Origin of the sequence: Vibrio sp. K4 (assembly GCF_051122595.1) — a bacterium.
Classification (GTDB): domain Bacteria; phylum Pseudomonadota; class Gammaproteobacteria; order Enterobacterales; family Vibrionaceae; genus Vibrio; species Vibrio owensii.
The window spans coordinates 845,033-867,244 of the sequence record NZ_CP178577.1; the positions used below are offsets into that span (position 1 = coordinate 845,033).

The window sequence follows — 22,212 nt, forward strand, 5'->3', positions numbered from 1 at the left end:
ACTAATACTACCCCATGAGTTCCCTAACGCCAAGGCATCAAACCATGGATTGCCTTAGTTTTTTTGGGGTTCTGAATCTCGCCGCTGGGTGCTACGATTAGATGCATAAAGGAGGCCTCATGCATCAGTTCACTTCAAAACAAGATTTTTGTCATTGGCTTAACCAGTTTCAACATCCACAGTTGGTGGAAAACTGGGCAGATATTAATGGTATGGTTGCAATCCCCGCGCAAGGTGGCATTCAAATTACCTTACCGTTTGCGAGCAACGAACTCCAAGTGGCGTTGAGCAGTTGGATTAAAGGGCAACAATCATCGGGTGATGTTCCAGCGTTTGATTTTCAAATCGAACTGAATATCAAAGCGCTTGAGACGCAAGTTACCAATGCCGTCAAAGGCGTGAAAAACATTATCGCAGTTAGCTCAGCAAAGGGAGGTGTGGGTAAATCGACAACCGCGGTTAACCTTGCTTTAGCCATTGCACCGTCTGGTGCGAAAGTTGGCTTGTTAGATGCTGACATATATGGCCCATCGGTTCCTATGATGTTAGGTCAAGAAGACGCAAAGCCTGAAGTTCGTGACGCCAAATGGATGGAGCCAATTTTTGCTCATGGCATCTATACTCATTCTATCGGTTACTTGGTGGATAAATCGGAAGCGGCTATTTGGCGTGGCCCTATGGCTTCTAAAGCGCTATCACAACTGCTAACCGAAACGGATTGGCCGGAGCTTGATTATCTGGTTATCGATATGCCGCCGGGTACGGGTGACATTCAGCTAACGTTGTCACAGCAGATTCCAGTAACAGGTACTGTCCTTGTTACTACACCACAAGATCTTGCATTAGCGGATGCACGTAAAGGTGCGGCTATGTTCCACAAAGTTAACGTGCCAGTTGTCGGCGTCGTTGAGAACATGAGTTACCACATTTGTAGTCAGTGTGGAGCGGTTGAGCATATTTTCGGTACTGGTGGTGCAGAGAAAATGTCACAAGAATTTGGCTTGGCGCTGCTTGGGCAAATTCCGCTTCATATCTCTATGCGAGAAGATATTGATGCCGGTATCCCAACAGTGGCGAGACGCCCTGATAGTGAGCATGCGGGCTACTACAAACAGCTTGCTGACCGAGTTTGTGGCACCATGTATTGGCAAGGTAAAGCCAAACCGGATGCAATCAGTTTTACTATGGTGAACTGAGTTTAATATCAACGCTGGTTGAATATTACGCATTTAAACGTTTGCTCGGAGGTTAATCCTCTGAGCTGACAGAAACTTATAACGAAACCCTAATTCCAGCTAGTCACGAGGGGGTGAACTCCCTATAATCAGGCAGTTTATCTTTTTATGTGACTAGAAAATCATCATCGGGTGCAAATTAATGTCTGATAATAATCAATGCGTCATCGTCGGTATTGCTGGCGCTTCTGCTTCGGGAAAAAGTCTGATCGCGAGCACAATTTACAATGAGCTTCGCGAGAAAGTGGGCGATCATCAAATCGGTGTCATCACGGAAGATTGCTACTACAACGACCAAAGCAACCTAAGCATGGAAGAGCGTGTAAAGACTAACTACGATCACCCGAGCGCGTTGGACCACGACCTACTCTGTGAACACCTAGAGAAATTGGTGCGTGGAGAAGCTGTAGAAGTTCCAGAATACAGCTACACGGAGCACACTCGTACAAGCAACACCACTCCAATGACCCCTAAAAAGGTAATCATTCTTGAAGGTATCTTGCTGTTAACCGACCCTCGTCTACGTGACCTAATGCACGCGACAGTATTTATGGATACACCACTTGATATCTGTCTACTACGCCGTGTTAAACGTGACGTTGAAGAACGTGGTCGTACTATGGAGTCTGTTCTTAAGCAATACCAACAGACTGTTCGTCCGATGTTTATGCAGTTTATCGAACCTTCTAAGCAATACGCGGATATCATCGTTCCTCGCGGTGGTAAAAACCGTATCGCAATCGACGTTCTTAAAGCGCACATTGCAAAACTTCTGAAAGCTTAAGCCTTTAGACGGCTATATCGCTTTATTTTTGTATGAAGAAGTGGCACCTTAGGTGCCACTTCTTTTTTTGTTTTTAAATTAGTCAGTTGCAACGGAAAACCGGACATTTTTCACGCTTTTGTGGAACTGTCGGCGATAAAACAAGTCTGCGCTTATAATTGTAAAAACACTCGAGCAAGGAAAAAGCGAATGAAGAAACTGCTCTTAATCATTGCCATCCCAATTGTGGCGATCTTGGCTGTTATTTTAGGGTTAGTGATTTTTGTCAATCCAAACCAGTTTAAACCACTTATTGTGGAGCAAGCGCAAAAGCAAACCGGTTTGGAATTAGTCATTGAAGGGGATATTAGTTGGCAGTTTTTCCCATCGATTGGCTTCGAATTGGGTCGTACTGAGCTAAGAAACCCACAAGGTTTTAGCCAGCCAAATCTATTTAAAGTCGAGACGGTCGGTGTTGATGTCTCGGTTACCCCGCTATTAAGCAAACAGCTAGAAATTGGTAACGTCACCCTTGATGGTGCAGAGTTCTATCTTGAAACACTGAAAGATGGCACCAAGAACATTGATACATTAACCAAAGCACAAACTCAACAAGCAGAACAAACGACGGATGCAGCACCAGAGCAAGCCGCAGACTCACAAAGCGCCGCTTCTGATTGGACGATCAATCTTGCCGGTGTCAGCATCTCAAATGGTTATGTTGAAATCCAAGATAAGCAAGCCGGAAGCTACACCAAGCTTTCTGATATCTCACTAAACCTTTCTCAGTTTGCTTTCGATAACTGGACAACCGCAGACTTTGGCGTGAAAGGTGAGATGAATGAGCAAACCTTCACCGCGCAAGGTAAAGCGGACTTTAAATTGGCAAAAGGCCTTGCAAGCTACGCTTTGAAAAACATCAACTTCGATGCAACCTATTCAGATGCGACAAACAAGATCGAATCAGCAACGATTGGCTTGGAAACGTTTGAATTCGATAAAGTAAACAACCTAAGCTATGCATTGAAAGGCGAAGCTGGTGGTATGAAGTTGGATATGAAGGGTGGCGGCGAATTAACGGTCGATAAAGCCATCAGCAAAGTGCAGTTGAACAAGTTGACGCTCGACTCAACTTTTGAGGGAGATGCGCTGCCGCAATCACCAATGAAAGTGGATATGGCTTCGGATCTTTCGTTCGACCTAACTAAGAGCCACCTGAGCTTTGTGTTGGAGAAGCTAACGGCGAACGCTATTTCATTGGACGGTAAAGCGGATGTGACTTTGGGTGATATTCCGAAAGTACGCTTTGCAGTGCATAGTCCTAATATCGATTTGGATGAATTCCTAGGCTTGAATAAGCAAGCTCAAGCGGGTGATAAATCAGCATCAGGTGGTAGCAAAGCACCAGCAGGGCCAGAAGTTGAACCAGACTTATCGGCACTAAAAACGCTTGATGTGAAGGGTGATATTACAATTGATAAGTTCAAAGCAGCGAACGCGAAGATGGAAGCGGTAAAAGCAAGCTTCTCTGTTAATCGTGGTGTCTTTGATCTCACTTCATTCAGCTCTAAGTTGTACCAAGGCACGATCACCGCAACAGCCAAACTGGATGCGCGTAAATCGCCAGCCACTTACTCTGCGAAGAAATCAATCAAAGGCGTTCAAGTCCAACCGTTACTTGTTGATGTAGCAAATAACGACATGCTCGAGGGCACTGGTAACATTGATGTGAACGTCAGTGGCAAGAGCCTAACGCCAACAGGCATCAAGAAAAATCTAACAGGCACGGTTGTGATTAACTTTGCGGATGGCGCTGTTAATGGCATTAACGTCGCTCAGCTTATCCGTGAAAACTACGCACGATTCAAAGGCCAGAGCTTAGATGGCACTGATGAAGTCAAGAAAACGGACTTTAGCGCGATGACAGCGACCTTGAAGTTGAACAAAGGTGTGGTTTCTACCGATAACATGAAAGCGCAGTCTCCACTTCTTCGCGTTCGTGGTAAAGGTCAAGCGAACTACCTAAACGAAACGGTCGACTTTACCATCAGCACCTCGATTGTAGGTTCACTGGAAGGTCAGGGCGGTAAGAATATCGATGAGCTTAAAGACATCACTATTCCTATCAACGTTTCTGGCAAATGGGCGGAACCTAAATTTAAGTTGGTCTTTGACGATGTGTTGAAGCAAAAAGCACAGAAAGAAATTGATCGTGGCGTAGAGAAGCTAACGGACAAGATCAAAGATGAGAAGACCAAAGAGGCCGTTGATGGTCTATTGAAAGGCTTGTTCAATTAACAGCGGTCTAAATGCAAAAGAGAAAGGGTTGGCAATGTGCCAACCCTTTTTATTACTTATTACACGATGAATAGATTACCAATCCACACCTTTTAACGCTTTTACGCCAGATTCAAAAGCGTGTTTGACGTTCTTTACTTCCGATACGGTATCGGCCATTTCAATCAGAGTGCGGTGTGCTCCGCGGCCAGTGATCACGACAGACTGCATTTTAGGACGGTTGTTTAGGGCTTCTACGACCTCATCCAAGTCGATGTAACCATAGCTCACCATGTACGTTAGTTCATCAAACAAGACGACATCAATTGATTCATCGCCAAGCATGCGTTTACATTCCTGCCATACCAACTGTGCTGCTTCGGTATCTGCGCTTTTGTTTTGCGTTTCCCAAGTAAAGCCTGTTGCCATCACTTGAAACTCAACGCCGAGTTTTTCGAGTAGGTTGCGCTCACCATTATCCCATGTGCCTTTGATAAATTGAGCAACGGAACACTTCAACCCATGACCCACTGCGCGAGCAATCGTGCCGAAACCTGAAGTCGATTTGCCTTTACCATTGCCGGTTATGATCAGCAGTAGGCCCTTTTCTTCTTGGGCGGCCGCGATTTTTGCGTCTACCTGTTCTTTTACTTTTTGTTGGCGAGCCTTATGGCGTGCTTCTTTGTTTTCTTCGATAGACATAGTACTTCCTCAATTCCGTTGTGTGCTTTGCCCGTGCTAACTTGGGTTCATCGAATTATCTCGCTATGATAGACCAACATATCGTGAAGAAAAACCATCGATAATTCAGGGAATAAAATGAAGAAACTACTCGTTGTTTGTATGGGAAATATTTGTCGTTCGCCAACTGGTGAAGCGGTATTAAGAGCAAAAGCTAAAGAGTTGGGTATTTCAGTGGAAGTGGACTCGGCAGGAACGATTGGTTACCACGCCGGAAATCCGCCTGATGCACGCTCCATGCAAGCAGGAAAGCAGCGAGGTTATTCGTTCAAAGGGATGCGTTCTCGTAAGGTAACAATAGGGGACTTCGATGAATTTGATATGGTGTTAGCGGCAGATAAAGCGAATCTTGCCGATCTATTGGATATTTGCCCGGTAGAGCATCGCCATAAAGTGTCGTTATTTTTAAGTCATGGTGAATCTGATTATGACGAGATCCCAGACCCATACTATGGCGGTGATGCAGGTTTTGAATTGGTACTGGATTTGATTGAAGACGCGTCGGAAACGATTTTAAAGAAGCTTTAGTCAAATAGTTTGGATAGGGCGAAGAGCCCGAAAGCTGGATAGTAAAAGGGATGAGTCATGCTCATCCCTTTTTAGTTTTATTAGCCAGCAAGTATGTCAGTCGCAACCTTGTAGCTTGGGTCTTCTTTCACGTTGATTTCAACCAAGCTGCCTGCTTTGTCTAGTAGCTTACGACAGTCTGGGCTCAAGTGACGTAGGTGAAGCGTTTTACCTAGTGCTGCGTAACGTTCAGCCAGAGTTTCGATCGCTTCGATTGCAGAGTGGTCTGTTACACGAGAGTCCGCGAAATCGACGATAATGTCTTTTGGATCGTCGTGTGCGTTGAACAACTCTAAGAAGTTAGCCGCAGAACCAAAGAAGATAGGGCCGTGGATCTTGTACTCTTTTGAGCCTTCTTCGTTTAGGCGCGTGTCAGCGTAGATGTGTTTAGCGTGTTGCCATGCGAACATAAGTGCAGAGGCAATAACACCAACCGCTACGGCAACCGCTAGGTCAGTCAGAACCGTCACTACCGTTACTAGAACGATTACGAAGAAATCTTGTTTAGGTACACGACGTGCAAGTTTGAATGTTGCCCATTCAAACGTACCGATAACCACCATGAACATCACACCAACAAGCGCAGCAAGTGGAATCATCTCAATCAGAGAAGATGCAAACAGGATGAACATCAGAAGTGCAATAGCTGCAACGATACCTGATAGACGGCCACGACCACCTGAGTTTACGTTGATCATTGACTGACCAATCATCGCACAACCACCCATTGCACCAAACACTGAACACGTCATGTTTGCCATACCTTGACCGATACATTCACGGTTTGACTGACCGCGAGTGTTGGTCATTTCATCTAGTACCGTTAGCGTCAATAGAGACTCAATCAGACCGATAGCTGCAAGAATGATTGCGTAAGGCAAGATGATCTGCAGTGTTTCAAGAGTGAAAGGAACCGCTGGAATTGAGAAGGTCGGAAGAGAGCCCGCCAAAGTCGCTGCTTCGTCACCAGACATAGTACGTAGGAAATCGACTACCGTACGTGTTTCTAGGTCTAAACCAACCACTAGAGCCGTTACTGTTACGATCGCAACAAGTGAAGAAGGCACAGCTGTGGTAATTTTTGGTAAGAAGTGAATGATACCCATTGTTAGCGCCACTAGGCCAAGCATTAGTAGCATTTGGTCTTGTGGTAACCAAGTCAGCATGCCGTTGATGTCAGGCGCTTTAAACTGACCTAACTGAGCTAGGAAGATAACGATAGCCAGACCGTTTACAAAACCGATCATTACTGGATGAGGTACGATTCGAATGAATTTACCCAGCTTGAATAGCCCCGCTGCGACCTGAAGAATACCGGCTAACATGATAGCCGCGAATAGGTACTGAACGCCGTGAGTCGCAACTAGCGACACCATTACAACAGCCATAGCGCCCGTTGCACCAGAAATCATACCTGGACGGCCACCGAAGATAGAGGTGATAAGACCGACGATAAAGGCTGCGTACAGACCAACCATAGGGTCTACACCAGCAACGAATGCAAATGCTACAGCTTCAGGAACCAGTGCTAGCGCAACCGTAAGACCTGATAGCACATCGTTTTTTACGGAGTGCTTAGAAAATTGAGGAAATTCGAACATGTTTTGTATTGAGTTCTCTTGGCGATGAATTTCTCCCGACACATATTCGTATTTGCACGAGCGCTGATGGGTAAAGTGTCTTCACTTTTATCAGCACAAACAGTAGTAAAAAAAGAGCAGCAGCAGAATGGTGTCGAAAACTTAAGTCGGCGAATGCTACCGAAAAGTGTGATTAAGTTCAACAATGAAGGGGATATTGACGCACAAATGTGATCAGTCGTTGATATTAATATGAACAATTATAGTTAACACTCACAGCAACAAAAAAGGCTGCCAATTGGCAGCCTTTCGTTTCACTCTCGCGTTCGCGAGGCCAAATTCTAGCTTAGCTAAAGTTTGGTTTTGTCATCTGTGCTGATGCACGGTTTGTTGCAACTTGACTACCTGCGCCTTTTGGAGCGTAGCGGTCTGCTTTAAACGGCGCTGCTGAAACCGTGATTTCACGAAGCTCTTGAGGACCTGGTGCTTTAGTCATCGGAGCGCTAGCGCGTGGCTTAGCTGCTACTTTGATAACTTCTGCTTTAGGAGCTGGTGTAGCGATTGGTGCTTCTACTGCAACTTGCTCTACAGTGTCTTCTACCACTTCAACCACTGGCTCTTGAGCTGCTTCGGTAACTTCAACGACAGGTGCTTCAACCGGTTCAATGATTGGCTCTACTGGCGCTGCTTCTACTGCTGCAGGTTCCGCTTTTTGTGCTTCGACTGTTTCAACAACTGGTGCTTCTACAGCAGGCGTTTCTACAGCTGGAGCTTCAACTTTCGCTTCTACTGGCTGTTGAACTTTTGGTTCAACCACTGGCGCTTCAACTACTGCAGGTTGCTCGCGGCGAATGATCACTTTGCCCATCGCCATTTCTGGACAAGCAAAACCACCTTGCATTGCAGGTACCGATGTCGCTGCTACTGCCACTTCTTCCTTCACTCGCTCTTCCTTTTTAGGCGCTGGTTTTGGAATGTAGCGTGGCATCACTTTACCCATAGCCATCTCAGGAGAGGCTACACCACCTTTGCGTAGGCGGAATGGGTTAGGGCGACGATCGCGACCACGACGACGACGTTGACCACTTGCACGTAGGTGACGTGGTGAACGACGGTTGCGACGTTGTTTCGATTCAGCTTTGTCTTGTTGCGCTTCTGCTGCCGCCTCTACTGGCTTCTCAACAGGTGCTTCAACCGCTTCAATTGCTTGTACTGGTGTTTCCTGTTCAGCTTGCTCAGCCGCTTGCTGGTCTTTCACACGTACAGATTTGTTTAGTTTGCGACGTTGACGACGCTCTTTCACTTTTTCTGCTTTTGCGTTTGGCTTCGCTTTGCTTTCTTCAGGCTTCGCTTCTGAACCAGTGCGTGCTTCAGCAGCAAGCTGCAGGCCTTTTTCCGCTACCTTAGCATTTGCTTTTGGCTCTTGTGCTTTTTCAGCTTGCTGAGCTTTTGGCTTACGCTTCTGGTTACGGTTTTGCTGCTTGTTAGGTTGCTGCTGCGCTTCGTTTTGCTCAGTCGCTTGTTCTTCACGTGGCTTACGACGACGCTTGTTGTCGCGGTTGTCACGACCTTCGCGATTATCGCGTTGGTTGTTGTTACGACGACGGTCGTTGCGGTCACGTTTGTTGCGTTTGTTATCGCGGCTTGGTTTCTTCTCTTCTTCTTTCTTAGGCTCTTCTTTTACTTCTTCAGAACCACCGAATAGGAAACTACCAATTGCTTTAAATAGACGACTAAATAGACCAGGTTTTTCTTCTTGAACCACTTCTTTCTTCTTCGCTGCCGGAGCAGGCTTAGAAGTCGCGCTAGGAGCAGGCGCAGTTTGAGCTGGTGCAGCGAAACCTTTTAGAACTGGTTCTTCAATACGTTTAGGTTTGATGTCAGCTTCTGAAGGCTCTTTGCCTTCTGCTTCTTTCATTGCTTCCAATTTCTTAGGAAGTAGGTAAGAAAGCAGATCGAACTCTTCACCTTCACGTACGCGAATCACTTCGAAGTGCGGTGTTTCCATATCAGAGTTAGGAACAACCGTGATCTTCACTTCTTGGATACGTTCGATGTGGTTCACTGAGCGACGTTTTTCGTTCAGAAGGTAAGATGCAATCGGAACAGGTACTACGGCAAGAACTTGCGCCGTGTTGTCTTTCAGTGCTTCTTCTTCAATTAAACGAAGAACAGACAGAGCTAGAGATTCATTATCACGAACAACACCTGTACCGCTACAACGAGGACAGATATGGTGGCTTGCTTCTGCTAGAGAAGGGCTCAAACGCTGGCGTGACATTTCTAGAAGACCAAAGCGAGAAATGCGACCGATCTGAACGCGAGCACGGTCTAAACGAACGGCTTCACGTAGACGGTTTTCTACTTCACGTTGGTGACGAACTGGCGTCATATCGATAAAGTCGATAACAACCAAACCACCAAGGTCACGTAGACGCAATTGACGAGCGATTTCGTCTGCTGCTTCTAGGTTAGTGTTCAGTGCCGTTTCTTCGATATCGCCGCCTTTTGTTGCGCGAGCAGAGTTGATATCGATAGAAGTTAGAGCTTCTGTTGGGTCGATTACGATAGAACCGCCTGATGGTAGGCGCACTTCACGTTGGAAAGCGGATTCAATTTGGCTTTCGATTTGGTAGTGGCTAAATAGCGGTACTTCGCCTTCGTATTTTTTAACGCGGCTGATGAAATCTGGGCGTACCAATTGAATGTGCTCTCGTGCACGTTCATAGATGGTGTTGCTGTCGATTAGGATTTCACCGATATCACGACGTAGGTAGTCACGGATCGCACGAACGATTACGTTACTTTCTTGGTGGATTAGGAAAGGAGCAGGGTTAGAATCTGCCGCGCCCTTAATCGCACCCCAGTGGTTAAGTAGTACGTTCAAGTCCCACTCAAGTTCTTCTGCACTCTTACCTACGCCAGCAGTACGTACGATTAGACCCATACCTTGCGGCAGTTCTAGCGTGCTTAAAGCAGCTTTTAGTTGAGTGCGCTCATCACCTTCGATACGACGAGAAATACCGCCGGCACGAGGGTTATTAGGCATAAGAACAAGATAGCTACCCGCAAGAGAGATGAAAGTAGTAAGAGCTGCGCCCTTGCTACCACGTTCTTCTTTTTCCACTTGTACGATTACTTCTTGACCTTCAGTCAGCACTTCTTTAATGCTTGGGCGACCTTGGTAAGTGTAACCTTCTGGGAAGTATTCGCGGGCAATTTCTTTAAGAGGGAGGAAACCGTGACGCTCAGCACCGTAATCAACAAATGCGGCTTCTAAGCTTGGTTCGATACGTGTGATACGTCCTTTGTAGATATTCGCTTTTTTAGATTCATGACCTGGACTCTCGATATCAAGATCGAAAAGTCGCTGGCCATCAACCAGAGCGACACGCAACTCTTCTTTTTGAGTTGCGTTAATTAACATTCTTTTCATTGAAAATTTCTCGTTGTCTTTTCTTTATATTTCTTTGCAACTTGTCACTTTTGTTTCGCTCTTTCACGGTGCCTGATCCCATGGCTTATATTTTGCAGCCTCCCGGCTGGAAGGGGATGCTCTAGGGCACTTCAGTCATCACAAATTCTTTTGGGTTTCGTTGGAAACGGAAACTTGTGACCCGCTATATCGGGCGGTAGATACTCAACGTGAATATGCGAGGAGTAGAGTGACAAGTGTGTTGAACTCAATGTGTCTTACGCCAATGCTGCACCTGACATTCAACAACCTACTCACATTGCTTGGGGATAAATGATTGGTAATGAACAAAATGTAACCAAACCTTCCTTAGCAGCTGTGAACTATAGCAGCGCAGGTTGATATCAGCAATCTGCTTTAGCGCAAACGATGGAAAATTTGGCGCTAAATTCAAATTTTGTAATTTATAACTGGCTGTTTCATAAGCACTTGAGTCTCGCAAACTGAGAAAGACGAGAAACAAATAGAGAAGTTGATAAAGACTTTTAATAATCTAAACAAAAGCTTGGCGTGTTTTGGAACTATTTATGACAACAAGTGTTTCTTTTGCAGCAAGAATAATGTGAAGTCGCACAGATTTGAGTTTACAATAGCGCCCATGAGCGAAATAAGAACACAAGTCCAGTTCGTTGATATCGACGAAGATATGGCGGGTCAACGCATTGATAATTTCTTGCGTAACCAATTAAAAGACATCCCAAAGAGCATGATTTACCGAATCGTGCGCAAGGGGGAAGTGCGCGTAAACAAAAAGCGCATTAAGGCAGAGTACAAACTAAAAGCAGGCGATCTTGTCCGTATTCCTCCGGTTACGGTAGAAAAGAAAGAGGACGACGTCGCGCCGAGCACGAAGCTAAACAAAGTGGCAGAGTTGGAAGACAAGATCATTTTTGAAGATGATCATCTATTGATTCTCAACAAGCCATCTGGCACAGCAGTGCATGGCGGCAGTGGTCTAAAGTTTGGTGCGATTGAAGCACTTCGAGCATTACGACCACAAGCTCGCTTTCTTGAGCTCGTGCACCGTATCGACCGTGATACATCCGGCATCTTGCTGGTTGCGAAGAAGCGTTCTGCGTTACGTCATTTACAAGCACAGTTCCGTGAAAAGACAGTGAAGAAGTTCTACTTCGCGCTTGTCATGGGTGAGTGGAAAAACAGCTGCAAAGTCGTTAATGCGCCACTGCTTAAAAACGAAGTGAACAGTATTGTACGAGTGAATCCAAACGGCAAACCGTCTGAGACGCGTTTTAAAGTCTTAGAGAAATTCGAACAAGCAACGTTAATTCAAGCAAGTCCTATTACGGGACGTACTCACCAGATTCGTGTGCATACTCAATACACGGGGCATCCAATTGCATGGGATGACCGTTATGGCGATCGTCGTTTTGATGCGTACACAGGTCAGGTTGGTTTGAATCGTTTGTTCCTACATGCAGCGAACATCAAGTTCCAGCACCCATCGAATGATGAGTGGATGGAAATCAACGCGCCGATGGAAGCGAAATTAGAGAAAGTTTTAGCGGGTTTGCGTAAAAAGTAGAGGCAAGCGTATCTACATCCCTCGCCATCGCAAAAAGCTATGTAAAAGCCGATGTTAATACATCGGCTTTTTTGATCGTAGAAAGCTTCTTAGAGAGTGGCGGCAGCTTTGCCTGTTGAGTTATGAGAACTTTGTGCTCAGCGATACCGTTGAAAGAGATCCCCAACTCGCTCGTTCCTCAATCTTGAGGATGACGTGCAGTGAATTCTGAATTTAAGTGGGTTATGACTTACTTTTTGATGGATGAGGTTATACGGCGTCATTCCCGAAAGCGACGAAGGAGCGATATCGGGAATCTCTGGTTGCGATGCCAAGTCACTAGCTTGATGTTACTGCTTAAACCGTCCATATCAGCCCTTTGGAGTCTTCTGTATTCCCTACAAAACCTCTAACCCTTGTTTTTGCAGCATGTCGATCAAATCAATAAGTGGCAGGCCGACTAACGTATTCGGATCTTTGCCGACTAACTTCTTAAACAGGCAAATTCCCATTCCTTCGCTTTTAAAGCTACCAGCACAGTAAAAAGGTTCTTCTCTGTCGACGTAGCGTTCGATTTGTTCACGCGTCAAATCTCTAAAGTGCACTTCAAAAGTGTCGAAGCCGACTTCGGTATGATTAGTTGCTGTGTTGTGGACAGCTAGTCCGGTATAAAAAGTGATGGTTTTACTGCTTTGAGCCAATAACTGTTTGATGGCGTTTTCTCGGTTTAACGGTTTACCAACGATATTGCCGTCAATGACACACACTTGGTCACTGCCAATGACCAAACTGTCATGGGTTGTGTCACAAGAAGTGGCTTTACCAATAGCAAGCCGTTGTACCAGTTCTAAAGGGGTTTCGTTAGCTAAAGGGGTCTCATCGCAGTTGGGTGACAAGCAAGTAAAAGGTACTGCTAGTTTTTCAAGCAGTTGTTTACGAAAAGGGGAGGTTGAGGCTAAAACCAGTTGGTAATTTTTCATTTTGAATTACAATTCGCACAAGCATTTCCAATAGGATAATCGATCAAAATCGATTCTGGCTAATGCTCTCTATATTAAGCGTAAAAAAGTACAACTTTTTTGCCTTTTTCTTTGACTAATTTTGATTTGGAAGATAATATTCGCGCCCTATGCAAAAGGTAAAAATACCGCGAACGGTTGATCCGGCGAAGTCCGCACAGAAACGATTAGATTACGATGGCATCATCCAAGCTAGTCTTTTCAAGCGCTTAGCGGAAACAACTGAAGGCGTAAAACGCGACGCAGAAGTCTCATTGTCATTTGATATTGATGAACAGCGACTTGTTGTTATCTCTGGTAAAGCTAACATCGAAGTCGACTTAGAGTGTCAGCGTTGTAATGAGGTATTCACACATCCGTGTGAAGTTGAATTCCTTTACACTCCTTACTACGGTGAGAAGACAGAAGAGGAAGCACCAGAAATTTATGATTTGGTAGATCTAAATGAGTACGGTGAATTAGACCTTATACAACTAGTTGAAGACGAGTTCATCTTAACATTACCTCAAATCGCAATGCACGATGAAGCGGATTGTAGCGTTGATTCAAATAACATGGTTTTTGGTGAGATTCCTGAAGAAATTGAGGAAGAAAAACCGAATCCATTCGACGTTTTGAAAAATCTGAAAAAGTAACTGGTGTGGTAGCCGCTTCTTCTTTAGGTTTTTAACCCAATAGTATAGGAGTAGGGTCAATGGCCGTACAGAAAAACCGTAAAACTCGTTCTAAGCGCGGTATGCGTCGTTCACACGATGCGCTAACTACAGCTGCACTATCTGTAGACGCGACTTCTGGTGAAACTCACCTACGCCACAACGTAACTGCTGAAGGTTACTACCGTGGTCAAAAGGTTATCAACAAGTAAGGTTGAACCTTTGCAAAGTATTACCGTTGCACTTGATGCAATGGGCGGGGATTTCGGTCCACGCGTAACAGTGCCTGCCGCCGTGCAGGCACTGTCTCATTTCCCAGAGCTAAAAGTGATTCTTATAGGTGATCAACCTCTGATCACGTCTCAATTATCTCAACTAGGTACCTCTACCAGTTCTCGTTTAAGCATTCTTCATAGCGAGAAAGTAATTTCTAATTCAGAAAAACCGTCTTTAGCATTACGTAATAGCCAAAATAGCTCCATGCGTATGGCCATTGATCTGGTCTCTGATAACGAAGCAGATGCGTGTGTGAGCGGTGGTAACACCGGAGCCTTGATGGCGCTCTCACGATTCATTCTTAAACTGCTTCCTGGTATTGAGCGTCCTGCTTTAGTTTCCGCATTACCTACCATTAGTGGCAAACGTACTTGGATGTTAGATCTTGGTGCGAATGTATCTTGCGATGCAGACAGCTTATTTCAATTTGCAGTGATGGGCAGTGCGTTAGCCGAGGAACACCTCGGTCATCCACCTCGTGTGGCGGTGCTGAATATTGGTGCTGAAGAAATTAAAGGAAACGATTTAGTCAAACGCTGTGCAGAAATGCTTTCTCAAACCGACGCAATTAATTTTGTGGGTTATATTGAAGGTAATCAAATTTTGCATGACGTTGCCGATGTCATTGTTTGTGATGGCTTTGTCGGTAACGTATGCTTAAAAGCCAGCGAGGGAACAGCGCAACTCTTTATCGAAAAACTAAAAACCAGCATGATGGCATCAACGATAAAGGGATGGATTGCTAGAAAACTGTTTTCTCGGCTATTTAATGAACTAAAAACACTGAACCCCGACCAGTATAACGGCGCAAGTTTGCTAGGATTGCGCGGCATTGTCATAAAAAGCCATGGAAGTGCGGATGTATCTGCGATTGTCAATGCACTTGGCGAGGCAGTACACGAGGTCAAACGACAAGTACCAAGCCGTATTAGCGATCGTTTGGAAGCGGTTTTACTCGAGAGGCATTATTAGTCTTCATGTATAGCAAAATTTTAGGTACTGGCAGCTACCTGCCATCTCAGGTGCGTACTAACGCAGACCTAGAGAAAATGGTAGATACAAGTGATGAGTGGATCGTAGCTCGTACTGGTATTAAAGAGCGTCGAATTGCAGCAGAAGATGAAACTGTTGCGGACATGGCATTCTACGCAGCTGAAAACGCTATCGATATGGCCGGCATTGATAAAAATGATATCGACCTAATTATCGTTGCTACTACTAGCAGTAGCCATACTTTCCCTTCATCTGCGTGTCAGGTGCAAGGAAAGCTTGGCATTAAAGGTTGTCCTGCATTCGACTTAGCCGCTGCTTGTTCAGGTTTTGTATACGCATTATCTGTTGCTGACCAACACATCAAATCTGGCATGTGCAAAAACGTGCTTGTGATTGGTGCAGACGCATTGTCGAAAACATGTGACCCAACGGATCGCTCAACCATCATCTTGTTTGGTGATGCTGCGGGTGCCGTTGTTCTTGGTGCAAGCGAAGAGCCTGGCATTATTTCTACGCACATATATTCAGACGGCCAGTTTGGTGATCTATTGAGCCTTCCTGTTCCTGAACGTGGTAAAGATGCAAATAAATGGCTTCATATGGCCGGTAACGAGGTATTCAAAGTAGCCGTTACTCAGCTATCAAGGCTGGTTAAAGACACGCTTGAAGCGAACGATATGCACAAGTCTGAATTAGACTGGTTGGTTCCGCACCAAGCGAACTACCGCATTATTTCAGCGACAGCGAAAAAGCTTTCGATGTCACTAGACCAAGTCGTGATCACACTTGATAAACACGGCAACACATCAGCTGCAACCGTGCCAACAGCACTGGATGAGGCGGTACGTGATGGTCGTATTAAACGTGGTCAAACTCTACTTCTTGAAGCGTTTGGCGGCGGATTCACTTGGGGTTCTGCCCTGGTGAAATTCTAAGTTTCACAAGATTCAAAATTTAAGATGCGCTACGGTGCATCTTATTTCTTTTTACTTTGCTTAAAGGAAAACAACATGAGCAAGTTTGCTATCGTATTTCCAGGTCAAGGTTCACAAGCAGTTGGTATGCTTGCTGATCTAGGCGAACAATATGACGTAGTAAAACAAACATTTGCAGAAGCATCTGACGCACTAGGTTACGACCTATGGGCGCTTGTTCAAAATGGACCTGCAGAAGATCTAAACCAAACTTTCCGTACTCAACCAGCTTTGCTAGCGTCATCTGTTGCTATCTGGCGTGTATGGCAAGAGCTTGGTCTTGAGCAACCAGCAAACCTAGCGGGTCACAGCCTAGGTGAGTACTCAGCGCTTGTGTGTGCTGGCGTGATTGACTTTAAAGAAGCAATCAAACTGGTTGAGCTACGTGGTCAACTGATGCAAGAAGCGGTACCTGCGGGTACTGGTGCAATGTACGCGATCATCGGTCTAGATGACGAAGCAATTGCAAAAGCTTGTGAAGAAGCAGCACAAGGTGAAGTCGTTTCTCCAGTAAACTTCAACTCACCTGGTCAAGTTGTTATCGCAGGTAGTAAAGACGCGGTAGAACGTGCTGGTGCACTATGTAAAGAAGCAGGTGCTAAGCGTGCACTTCCTCTTCCTGTTTCAGTGCCTTCACACTGCGCACTAATGAAACCTGCAGCAGAGAAACTAGCTGTCGCGCTAGAATCTATCGAATTCAACGCACCACAACTTCCGGTTATCAACAACGTTGACGTGGTGGCTGAAACTGATCCTGCAAAAATCAAAGACGCACTTGTTCGTCAACTTCACAGCCCAGTTCGTTGGACTGAGAGCGTGCAGCTAATGAACGAGCAAGGTGTAGAAAATCTTCTTGAGCTTGGTCCTGGCAAAGTTCTGACAGGTCTGACTAAACGTATCGTGAAAACACTAAGCGCAGCAGCAGTTAACGACGTAGCGTCGCTAGAAGCCGCTAAGTAATCTGTTCACGATAAGAAAAGGAAAACACAACATGATGAATCTAGAAGGTAAGATCGCTCTAGTGACAGGCGCAAGCCGTGGCATTGGTCGTGCGATTGCTGAACTTCTTGTTGAACGCGGTGCAACGGTAATCGGTACTGCGACTTCTGAAGGCGGCGCAGCGGCGATCAGCGAGTACCTAGGTGAAAACGGTAAAGGTCTAGCACTTAACGTAACTGACGTTGAGTCTATCGAAGCAACACTAAAAAACATCAATGATGAGTTTGGTGCAATCGATATTCTAGTAAACAACGCTGGTATCACGCGCGATAACTTGCTAATGCGTATGAAAGATGACGAGTGGAACGACATCATCAATACAAACCTAACGCCAATCTACCGCATGTCTAAAGCGGTTCTACGTGGCATGATGAAAAAACGCGCTGGTCGCATCATCAACGTAGGTTCTGTTGTTGGTACTATGGGTAACGCTGGTCAAACAAACTATGCAGCAGCAAAAGCGGGTGTGATTGGTTTCACTAAATCAATGGCCCGTGAAGTAGCTTCTCGTGGCGTAACAGTAAACACAGTCGCACCTGGTTTCATCGAAACTGACATGACTAAGGCGCTAAATGATGACCAACGTGCAGCAACGTTGTCGAACGTGCCAGCAGGTCGTCTAGGTGACCCACGTGAAATTGCATCAGCAGTTGTATTCCTAGCTTCACCTGAAGCGGCTTACATTACTGGTGAAACTTTGCATGTAAATGGTGGCATGTACATGGTTTAATGCACAGTTCGTGCAAAATAAGCTGTTTTACTTTGTGAAAAATAGCCTATAGTTGCTGTTAACTGTCATTAAGTTGTCATGCTCATGCGCAAGATTTGTGCATGATTTAAGTCAAAAATGTATTGAAATTCGGTTAAATTCGCTAATTTTGTGGTTTGACCAGCAAGGACCCCCTTGCAACTTTCAATAGTTCGAATAAACTACGGAATCATCGCATTAGGCGAAATCTGTAAAGGAAAAGAAAAATGAGCAACATCGAAGAACGCGTAAAGAAAATCATTGTTGAACAGCTAGGTGTAGACGAAGCAGAAGTTAAAAACGAAGCTTCATTCGTTGACGATCTAGGTGCTGATTCTCTAGACACTGTAGAGCTAGTAATGGCTCTAGAAGAGGAATTCGACACTGAGATTCCTGACGAAGAAGCTGAGAAAATCACTACTGTTCAAGCTGCAATCGACTACGTAAACAGCGCTCAGTAATTATCTCTCCCAGGCGGTCTCCTAGACCGCCTGTGTTCTTTCTAACTTCTTCTATCCTCTCATAGAAACATTCAATTCCCGGAGAATTATATCGTGTCCAAGCGTCGTGTAGTTGTCACAGGCATGGGTATGTTGTCACCGGTAGGCAACACAGTAGAATCATCTTGGAAAGCCCTGCTAGAAGGTCAAAGCGGTATCGTGAACATCGAACATTTCGATGCAACGAACTTCTCGACTCGTTTTGCTGGTCTTGTGAAAGATTTTGATTGCACAGAGTACATGTCTAAGAAAGATGCTCGTAAAATGGATTTATTCATCCAGTACGGCATTGCAGCGGGTATCCAAGCACTGGATGACTCTGGCTTAGAAATTACCGAAGAAAACGCAGCTCGAGTTGGTGTAGCAATCGGCTCAGGCATCGGCGGTCTAGACCTAATCGAAACAGGCCATACAGCGCTTGTTGAAAAAGGTCCTCGCAAAGTTAGCCCATTTTTTGTTCCTTCGACCATCGTAAACATGGTTGCAGGTAACCTATCTATCATGCGTGGTCTTCGTGGTCCAAACATCGCGATCTCTACGGCATGTACTACAGGTCTACACAACATCGGCCACGCAGCGCGTATGATTGCATACGGTGATGCTGAGGCGATGGTTGCTGGTGGTTCAGAGAAAGCATCTACACCACTAGGTATGGCTGGTTTCGGTGCAGCAAAAGCACTTTCAACTCGTAACGATGAGCCTCAAAAAGCGTCTCGTCCATGGGATAAGGGCCGTGACGGCTTTGTTCTTGGTGACGGTGCGGGCATGATGGTTCTTGAAGAGTACGAGCACGCAAAAGCACGTGGCGCTAAGATCTACGCAGAGCTAGTTGGCTTTGGTATGTCTGGTGACGCTTACCACATGACTTCTCCAAGTGAAGATGGTTCAGGTGGCGCTCTAGCAATGGAAGCGGCAATGCGTGACGCAAACATCACTGGTACTCAAGTTGGTTACGTGAACGCTCACGGTACATCGACACCTGCTGGTGATGTGGCTGAGATCAAGGGTGTTAAACGTGCTCTTGGTGAAGAAGGCTCTAAGCAAGTATTAGTATCTTCAACTAAATCTATGACTGGTCACCTTCTAGGTGCTGCTGGCTCAGTTGAAGCGATCATCACAGTTCTTTCTTTGGTAGACCAAATCGTTCCACCAACGATCAACCTAGATGATCCAGAAGAAGGTCTAGATATCGATCTTGTTCCGCATACAGCGCGCAAAGTTGATATGGAATACGCAATCTGTAACTCGTTCGGCTTCGGCGGTACAAACGGTTCGCTAGTATTCAAAAAATTCGCTGAGTAAAAATCTCTAACACTGTTTTAGAGAAGCGATACTTGTATTCTGACGGCTCGATGCTTAGCATTGAGCCGTTTTGTTTTATATGTCGATCGGAAAGTAAAGGTATCTGAATGTTCTGGGTCAATGGATTGCCACAAACACACATTTCGCTTGGCGACCGCTCGTTTCAATATGGCGATGGCTGTTTCACAACTATTAAAACTAAGAAGGGTGAATTAGAGCATTGGCAAGCGCATGTTGAGCGAATGGAAGCGTGCCTGAAAACATTACACATCCCTTTTCCTGATTGGAGCCAAGTATTCGATTGGGTAATGAAAGCAGTTTTGAATGACGAGCTTGCCGGAATCAAAATTCATATCAGTCGCGGCACTGGAGGGCGAGGGTATAGTCCTAGCGGTATCGAAGGGCCAGTCGTGACTATTTCGAATTTTGCATTTCCTTCTCATTACTCTTCATGGCAAGAAAATGGCGTGCCGTTAGGGGTTTGTGAAATCCGCCTTGGCATTCAACCCCTTCTGGCTGGTCATAAGCATAACAACCGAATCGAACAGGTTCTCGCAAAAGCGGAAATTGAAGGCACGGAATTTACCGATGCTGTGACGTTAAATGTGCAAAATCATGTCATTGAAACTACAATGGCAAACCTTTTTTGGGTTAAAGATAAAAAGGTATACACACCCGATTTGAGTTTGTCTGGTGTGGCTGGCGTAATGCGCCGTAAGGTATTGGAATTTCTCCAAACCAATGGCTACCCAGTGCAGGTAGCAACATTCGAACTCTCTGATTTGCTTAATGCAGACGAGGTGTTGATGTGTAACTCACTATTAGGTGTGGCACCGGTCAGCGGTATTTCGACACCAGATAACAAGATTGACTTTCCAATAGGAAAATTGACTCGACGACTTCAAGGGAATCTAAATTCGTGATTAAAAAACTGTTTGCTTTTGTTGTACTGATTGCCGTTATTGGTGCAGCAGGTGTTTTTTACGTTGTTTCACAGACTAAGCAATATGTTAACTCACCAATTCTTATAGAGCAGCCTCAGCTGTTTACCGTAGAAAATGGCACTAGCTTTCACCGAGTGATGCGTGATCTTGTAAAAGACGACATCATAGAAGCTTCTGATTACATTCGTTTAATGCCCCGCCTTTACCCAGAGCTTCTTCAAGTACGAGCAGGCACTTACCAACTTGAGCCAAAAGTTTCGCTTTATCAAACGTTAGAACAGCTCAATACCGGCAAAGAGCATCAATTTGCGATTACTTTTGTCGAAGGCAGCCGTTTCTCTGAGTGGGTTGAACAGCTAAAAGCTGCACCTCATGTAAAACATGACTTAACTGGTTTGTCTGAAAAAGAAATGGCAGAAAAGCTAGGTATTGAACGTGAGAAGCTTGAAGGTTTATTCCTTGCGGAGACTTACCATTACACTGCTGGCGCAAGTGAAAGCCAGATCTTAGAGCGTGCACACAGCAAGCTAAACAAGATTCTTGATGAACAATGGGAAGCGCGTCAGGACAAGTTACCACTGAAAGATAAATACGAAGCGCTGATCCTAGCTTCTATTATTGAGAAAGAGACGGCAATTGATGCTGAGCGCGAACGTGTTGCATCGGTATTTGTTAACCGCCTCAATAAACGTATGCGTTTGCAAACTGACCCAACCGTTATCTACGGGATGGGGGATGCATACGATGGCAATATCCGTAAGAAAGATTTGCGTACACCAACGCCATACAACACATACACCATTAATGGGTTGCCACCAACGCCAATCGCCATGGCCGGTGAAGCATCGATTGAGGCTGCTCTCAACCCAGAAAACAGTAATTACCTATATTTTGTAGCAAGTGGAAAGGGCGGACATGTGTTTTCGAAATCCCTTGCTGAGCACAATCGTGCTGTACGTGCCTATTTAAGAGAACTAAGAAAGAACAAATGATGAAAGCAAACTTTATTGTCGTTGAGGGCCTAGAGGGCGCGGGTAAAAGCACTGCGATTAAAACCGTTTTAGATACGCTGAAAGCTGCAGGTATCCAAGATATCGTTAATACTCGTGAACCAGGCGGTACGCCGCTAGCAGAGAAGATGCGTGCATTAGTAAAAGAAGAGCACGAAGGCGAAGATCTAAAAGACATGACTGAACTGCTTTTGCTTTATGCAGCACGAGTTCAGTTAGTTGAGAACGTGATTAAGCCAGCGCTAGCAAACGAACAATGGGTCGTCGGCGACCGTCATGATTTGTCTTCTCAAGCTTACCAAGGTGGTGGTCGCCAAATCGATGCATCACTGATGAAGAATCTGCGCGATACAATTCTAGGTGAATTTAAGCCTGCATTCACATTGTACATGGATATCGATCCTCGAGTTGGACTTGAGCGTGCTCGTGGACGTGGCGAACTAGATCGTATTGAAAAAATGGACATCAGCTTCTTTGAACGCACGCGTGAGCGTTACTTAGCGTTGGCTAATGCCGATGATTCCATCGTGGTGATCAACGCTGAGCAGTCGATTGAAGAGGTTGCACAAGACATTAAAGCTGCGCTAAACGAATGGCTAGCGTCACTGTAAGCAGAATGTGGATTGAGGTCGCT

The 22,212-nt window shown here is 45.4% G+C and carries 20 protein-coding genes; 16 read left to right on the forward strand and 4 right to left on the reverse strand.

Annotation, left to right across the window (positions count from 1 at the left end; all coding sequences use genetic code 11):
- The first annotated feature begins 119 nt into the window (after positions 1 to 119).
- The 3 genes from apbC to ACLIIY_RS03955 all read left to right on the forward strand — a co-directional run bounded on the left by apbC (position 120) and on the right by ACLIIY_RS03955 (position 4,296).
- Positions 120 to 1,196, forward strand: coding sequence for an iron-sulfur cluster carrier protein ApbC (apbC, locus tag ACLIIY_RS03945; RefSeq protein WP_434528139.1), 1,077 nt, complete (start codon positions 120 to 122; stop codon positions 1,194 to 1,196).
- Positions 1,197 to 1,377: 181 nt separating this feature from the next.
- On the forward strand, positions 1,378 to 2,019 hold the full coding sequence (gene udk / locus ACLIIY_RS03950; RefSeq protein ID WP_005439612.1) for a uridine kinase: 642 nt from the start codon (positions 1,378 to 1,380) through the stop codon (positions 2,017 to 2,019).
- A 189-nt stretch (positions 2,020 to 2,208) separates the two neighbouring features.
- Positions 2,209 to 4,296, forward strand: a complete 2,088-nt coding sequence (locus ACLIIY_RS03955) for an AsmA family protein (protein WP_434528140.1) — start codon at positions 2,209 to 2,211, stop codon at positions 4,294 to 4,296.
- 75 nt (positions 4,297 to 4,371) lie between these two features.
- On the opposite strand, the gene cobO is transcribed toward ACLIIY_RS03955, so the two are convergent.
- The gene (gene cobO, locus ACLIIY_RS03960; protein ID WP_038896040.1) at positions 4,372 to 4,977 is read right to left on the reverse strand and encodes a cob(I)yrinic acid a,c-diamide adenosyltransferase; all 606 of its coding nucleotides are present in this window, start codon (positions 4,975 to 4,977) and stop codon (positions 4,372 to 4,374) included.
- A gap of 117 nt (positions 4,978 to 5,094) precedes the next feature.
- Here cobO and ACLIIY_RS03965 point away from each other — a divergent pair, with 117 nt between their 5' ends.
- The gene (locus tag ACLIIY_RS03965; protein WP_009707037.1) at positions 5,095 to 5,544 is read left to right on the forward strand and encodes a low molecular weight protein-tyrosine-phosphatase; all 450 of its coding nucleotides are present in this window, start codon (positions 5,095 to 5,097) and stop codon (positions 5,542 to 5,544) included.
- Positions 5,545 to 5,624: 80 nt separating this feature from the next.
- Here the strand turns inward: ACLIIY_RS03965 and ACLIIY_RS03970 are convergent, their stop codons facing one another.
- Positions 5,625 to 7,184 carry a SulP family inorganic anion transporter gene (locus tag ACLIIY_RS03970; protein ID WP_005439600.1) on the reverse strand — a complete coding sequence of 520 codons (1,560 nt, stop codon included), beginning with the start codon at positions 7,182 to 7,184 and terminating at the stop codon, positions 5,625 to 5,627.
- A 325-nt stretch (positions 7,185 to 7,509) separates the two neighbouring features.
- Positions 7,510 to 10,599, reverse strand: a complete 3,090-nt coding sequence (rne, locus tag ACLIIY_RS03975; protein WP_434528141.1) for a ribonuclease E — start codon at positions 10,597 to 10,599, stop codon at positions 7,510 to 7,512.
- 637 nt (positions 10,600 to 11,236) lie between these two features.
- Here rne and rluC point away from each other — a divergent pair.
- Positions 11,237 to 12,181 carry a 23S rRNA pseudouridine(955/2504/2580) synthase RluC gene (gene rluC, locus ACLIIY_RS03980; RefSeq protein ID WP_009707033.1) on the forward strand — a complete coding sequence of 315 codons (945 nt, stop codon included), beginning with the start codon at positions 11,237 to 11,239 and terminating at the stop codon, positions 12,179 to 12,181.
- A gap of 377 nt (positions 12,182 to 12,558) precedes the next feature.
- On the opposite strand, the gene ACLIIY_RS03985 is transcribed toward rluC, so the two are convergent.
- Positions 12,559 to 13,140, reverse strand: a complete 582-nt coding sequence (locus ACLIIY_RS03985) for a Maf family protein (RefSeq protein WP_020196394.1) — start codon at positions 13,138 to 13,140, stop codon at positions 12,559 to 12,561.
- Between the two features lie 149 nt (positions 13,141 to 13,289).
- Between ACLIIY_RS03985 and yceD the strand changes: the two genes are divergently transcribed.
- The 11 genes from yceD to tmk all read left to right on the forward strand — a co-directional run bounded on the left by yceD (position 13,290) and on the right by tmk (position 22,189).
- A complete protein-coding gene (gene yceD / locus ACLIIY_RS03990; RefSeq protein ID WP_005439592.1) occupies positions 13,290 to 13,814 on the forward strand; it encodes a 23S rRNA accumulation protein YceD in 525 nt (174 codons plus the stop codon).
- Between the two features lie 59 nt (positions 13,815 to 13,873).
- Positions 13,874 to 14,044, forward strand: a complete 171-nt coding sequence (rpmF, locus tag ACLIIY_RS03995) for a 50S ribosomal protein L32 (RefSeq protein ID WP_005396978.1) — start codon at positions 13,874 to 13,876, stop codon at positions 14,042 to 14,044.
- 10 nt (positions 14,045 to 14,054) lie between these two features.
- The gene (plsX, locus tag ACLIIY_RS04000; RefSeq protein WP_009707030.1) at positions 14,055 to 15,080 is read left to right on the forward strand and encodes a phosphate acyltransferase PlsX; all 1,026 of its coding nucleotides are present in this window, start codon (positions 14,055 to 14,057) and stop codon (positions 15,078 to 15,080) included.
- Positions 15,081 to 15,085: 5 nt separating this feature from the next.
- Positions 15,086 to 16,036, forward strand: a complete 951-nt coding sequence (locus ACLIIY_RS04005; RefSeq protein ID WP_009707029.1) for a beta-ketoacyl-ACP synthase III — start codon at positions 15,086 to 15,088, stop codon at positions 16,034 to 16,036.
- Positions 16,037 to 16,111: 75 nt separating this feature from the next.
- A complete protein-coding gene (gene fabD, locus ACLIIY_RS04010; protein ID WP_017189384.1) occupies positions 16,112 to 17,035 on the forward strand; it encodes an ACP S-malonyltransferase in 924 nt (307 codons plus the stop codon).
- A gap of 34 nt (positions 17,036 to 17,069) precedes the next feature.
- On the forward strand, positions 17,070 to 17,804 hold the full coding sequence (gene fabG / locus ACLIIY_RS04015; RefSeq protein WP_026000247.1) for a 3-oxoacyl-ACP reductase FabG: 735 nt from the start codon (positions 17,070 to 17,072) through the stop codon (positions 17,802 to 17,804).
- A 245-nt stretch (positions 17,805 to 18,049) separates the two neighbouring features.
- On the forward strand, positions 18,050 to 18,283 hold the full coding sequence (gene acpP, locus ACLIIY_RS04020; RefSeq protein WP_004406112.1) for an acyl carrier protein: 234 nt from the start codon (positions 18,050 to 18,052) through the stop codon (positions 18,281 to 18,283).
- A gap of 93 nt (positions 18,284 to 18,376) precedes the next feature.
- Entirely contained in the window at positions 18,377 to 19,624 is a 1,248-nt protein-coding gene (gene fabF, locus ACLIIY_RS04025) for a beta-ketoacyl-ACP synthase II (RefSeq protein ID WP_009707027.1), read from the forward strand.
- Positions 19,625 to 19,731: 107 nt separating this feature from the next.
- Positions 19,732 to 20,547, forward strand: a complete 816-nt coding sequence (pabC, locus tag ACLIIY_RS04030; RefSeq protein WP_434528142.1) for an aminodeoxychorismate lyase — start codon at positions 19,732 to 19,734, stop codon at positions 20,545 to 20,547.
- Positions 20,544 to 21,560 carry an endolytic transglycosylase MltG gene (gene mltG, locus ACLIIY_RS04035; RefSeq protein ID WP_434528143.1) on the forward strand — a complete coding sequence of 339 codons (1,017 nt, stop codon included), beginning with the start codon at positions 20,544 to 20,546 and terminating at the stop codon, positions 21,558 to 21,560. Before pabC ends, mltG begins: the two co-directional genes overlap by 4 nt.
- Complete coding sequence (tmk, locus tag ACLIIY_RS04040) at positions 21,557 to 22,189, forward strand: dTMP kinase (RefSeq protein WP_434528144.1); 633 nt, start codon at positions 21,557 to 21,559, stop codon at positions 22,187 to 22,189. Before mltG ends, tmk begins: the two co-directional genes overlap by 4 nt.
- Positions 22,190 to 22,212: the final 23 nt, after the last annotated feature.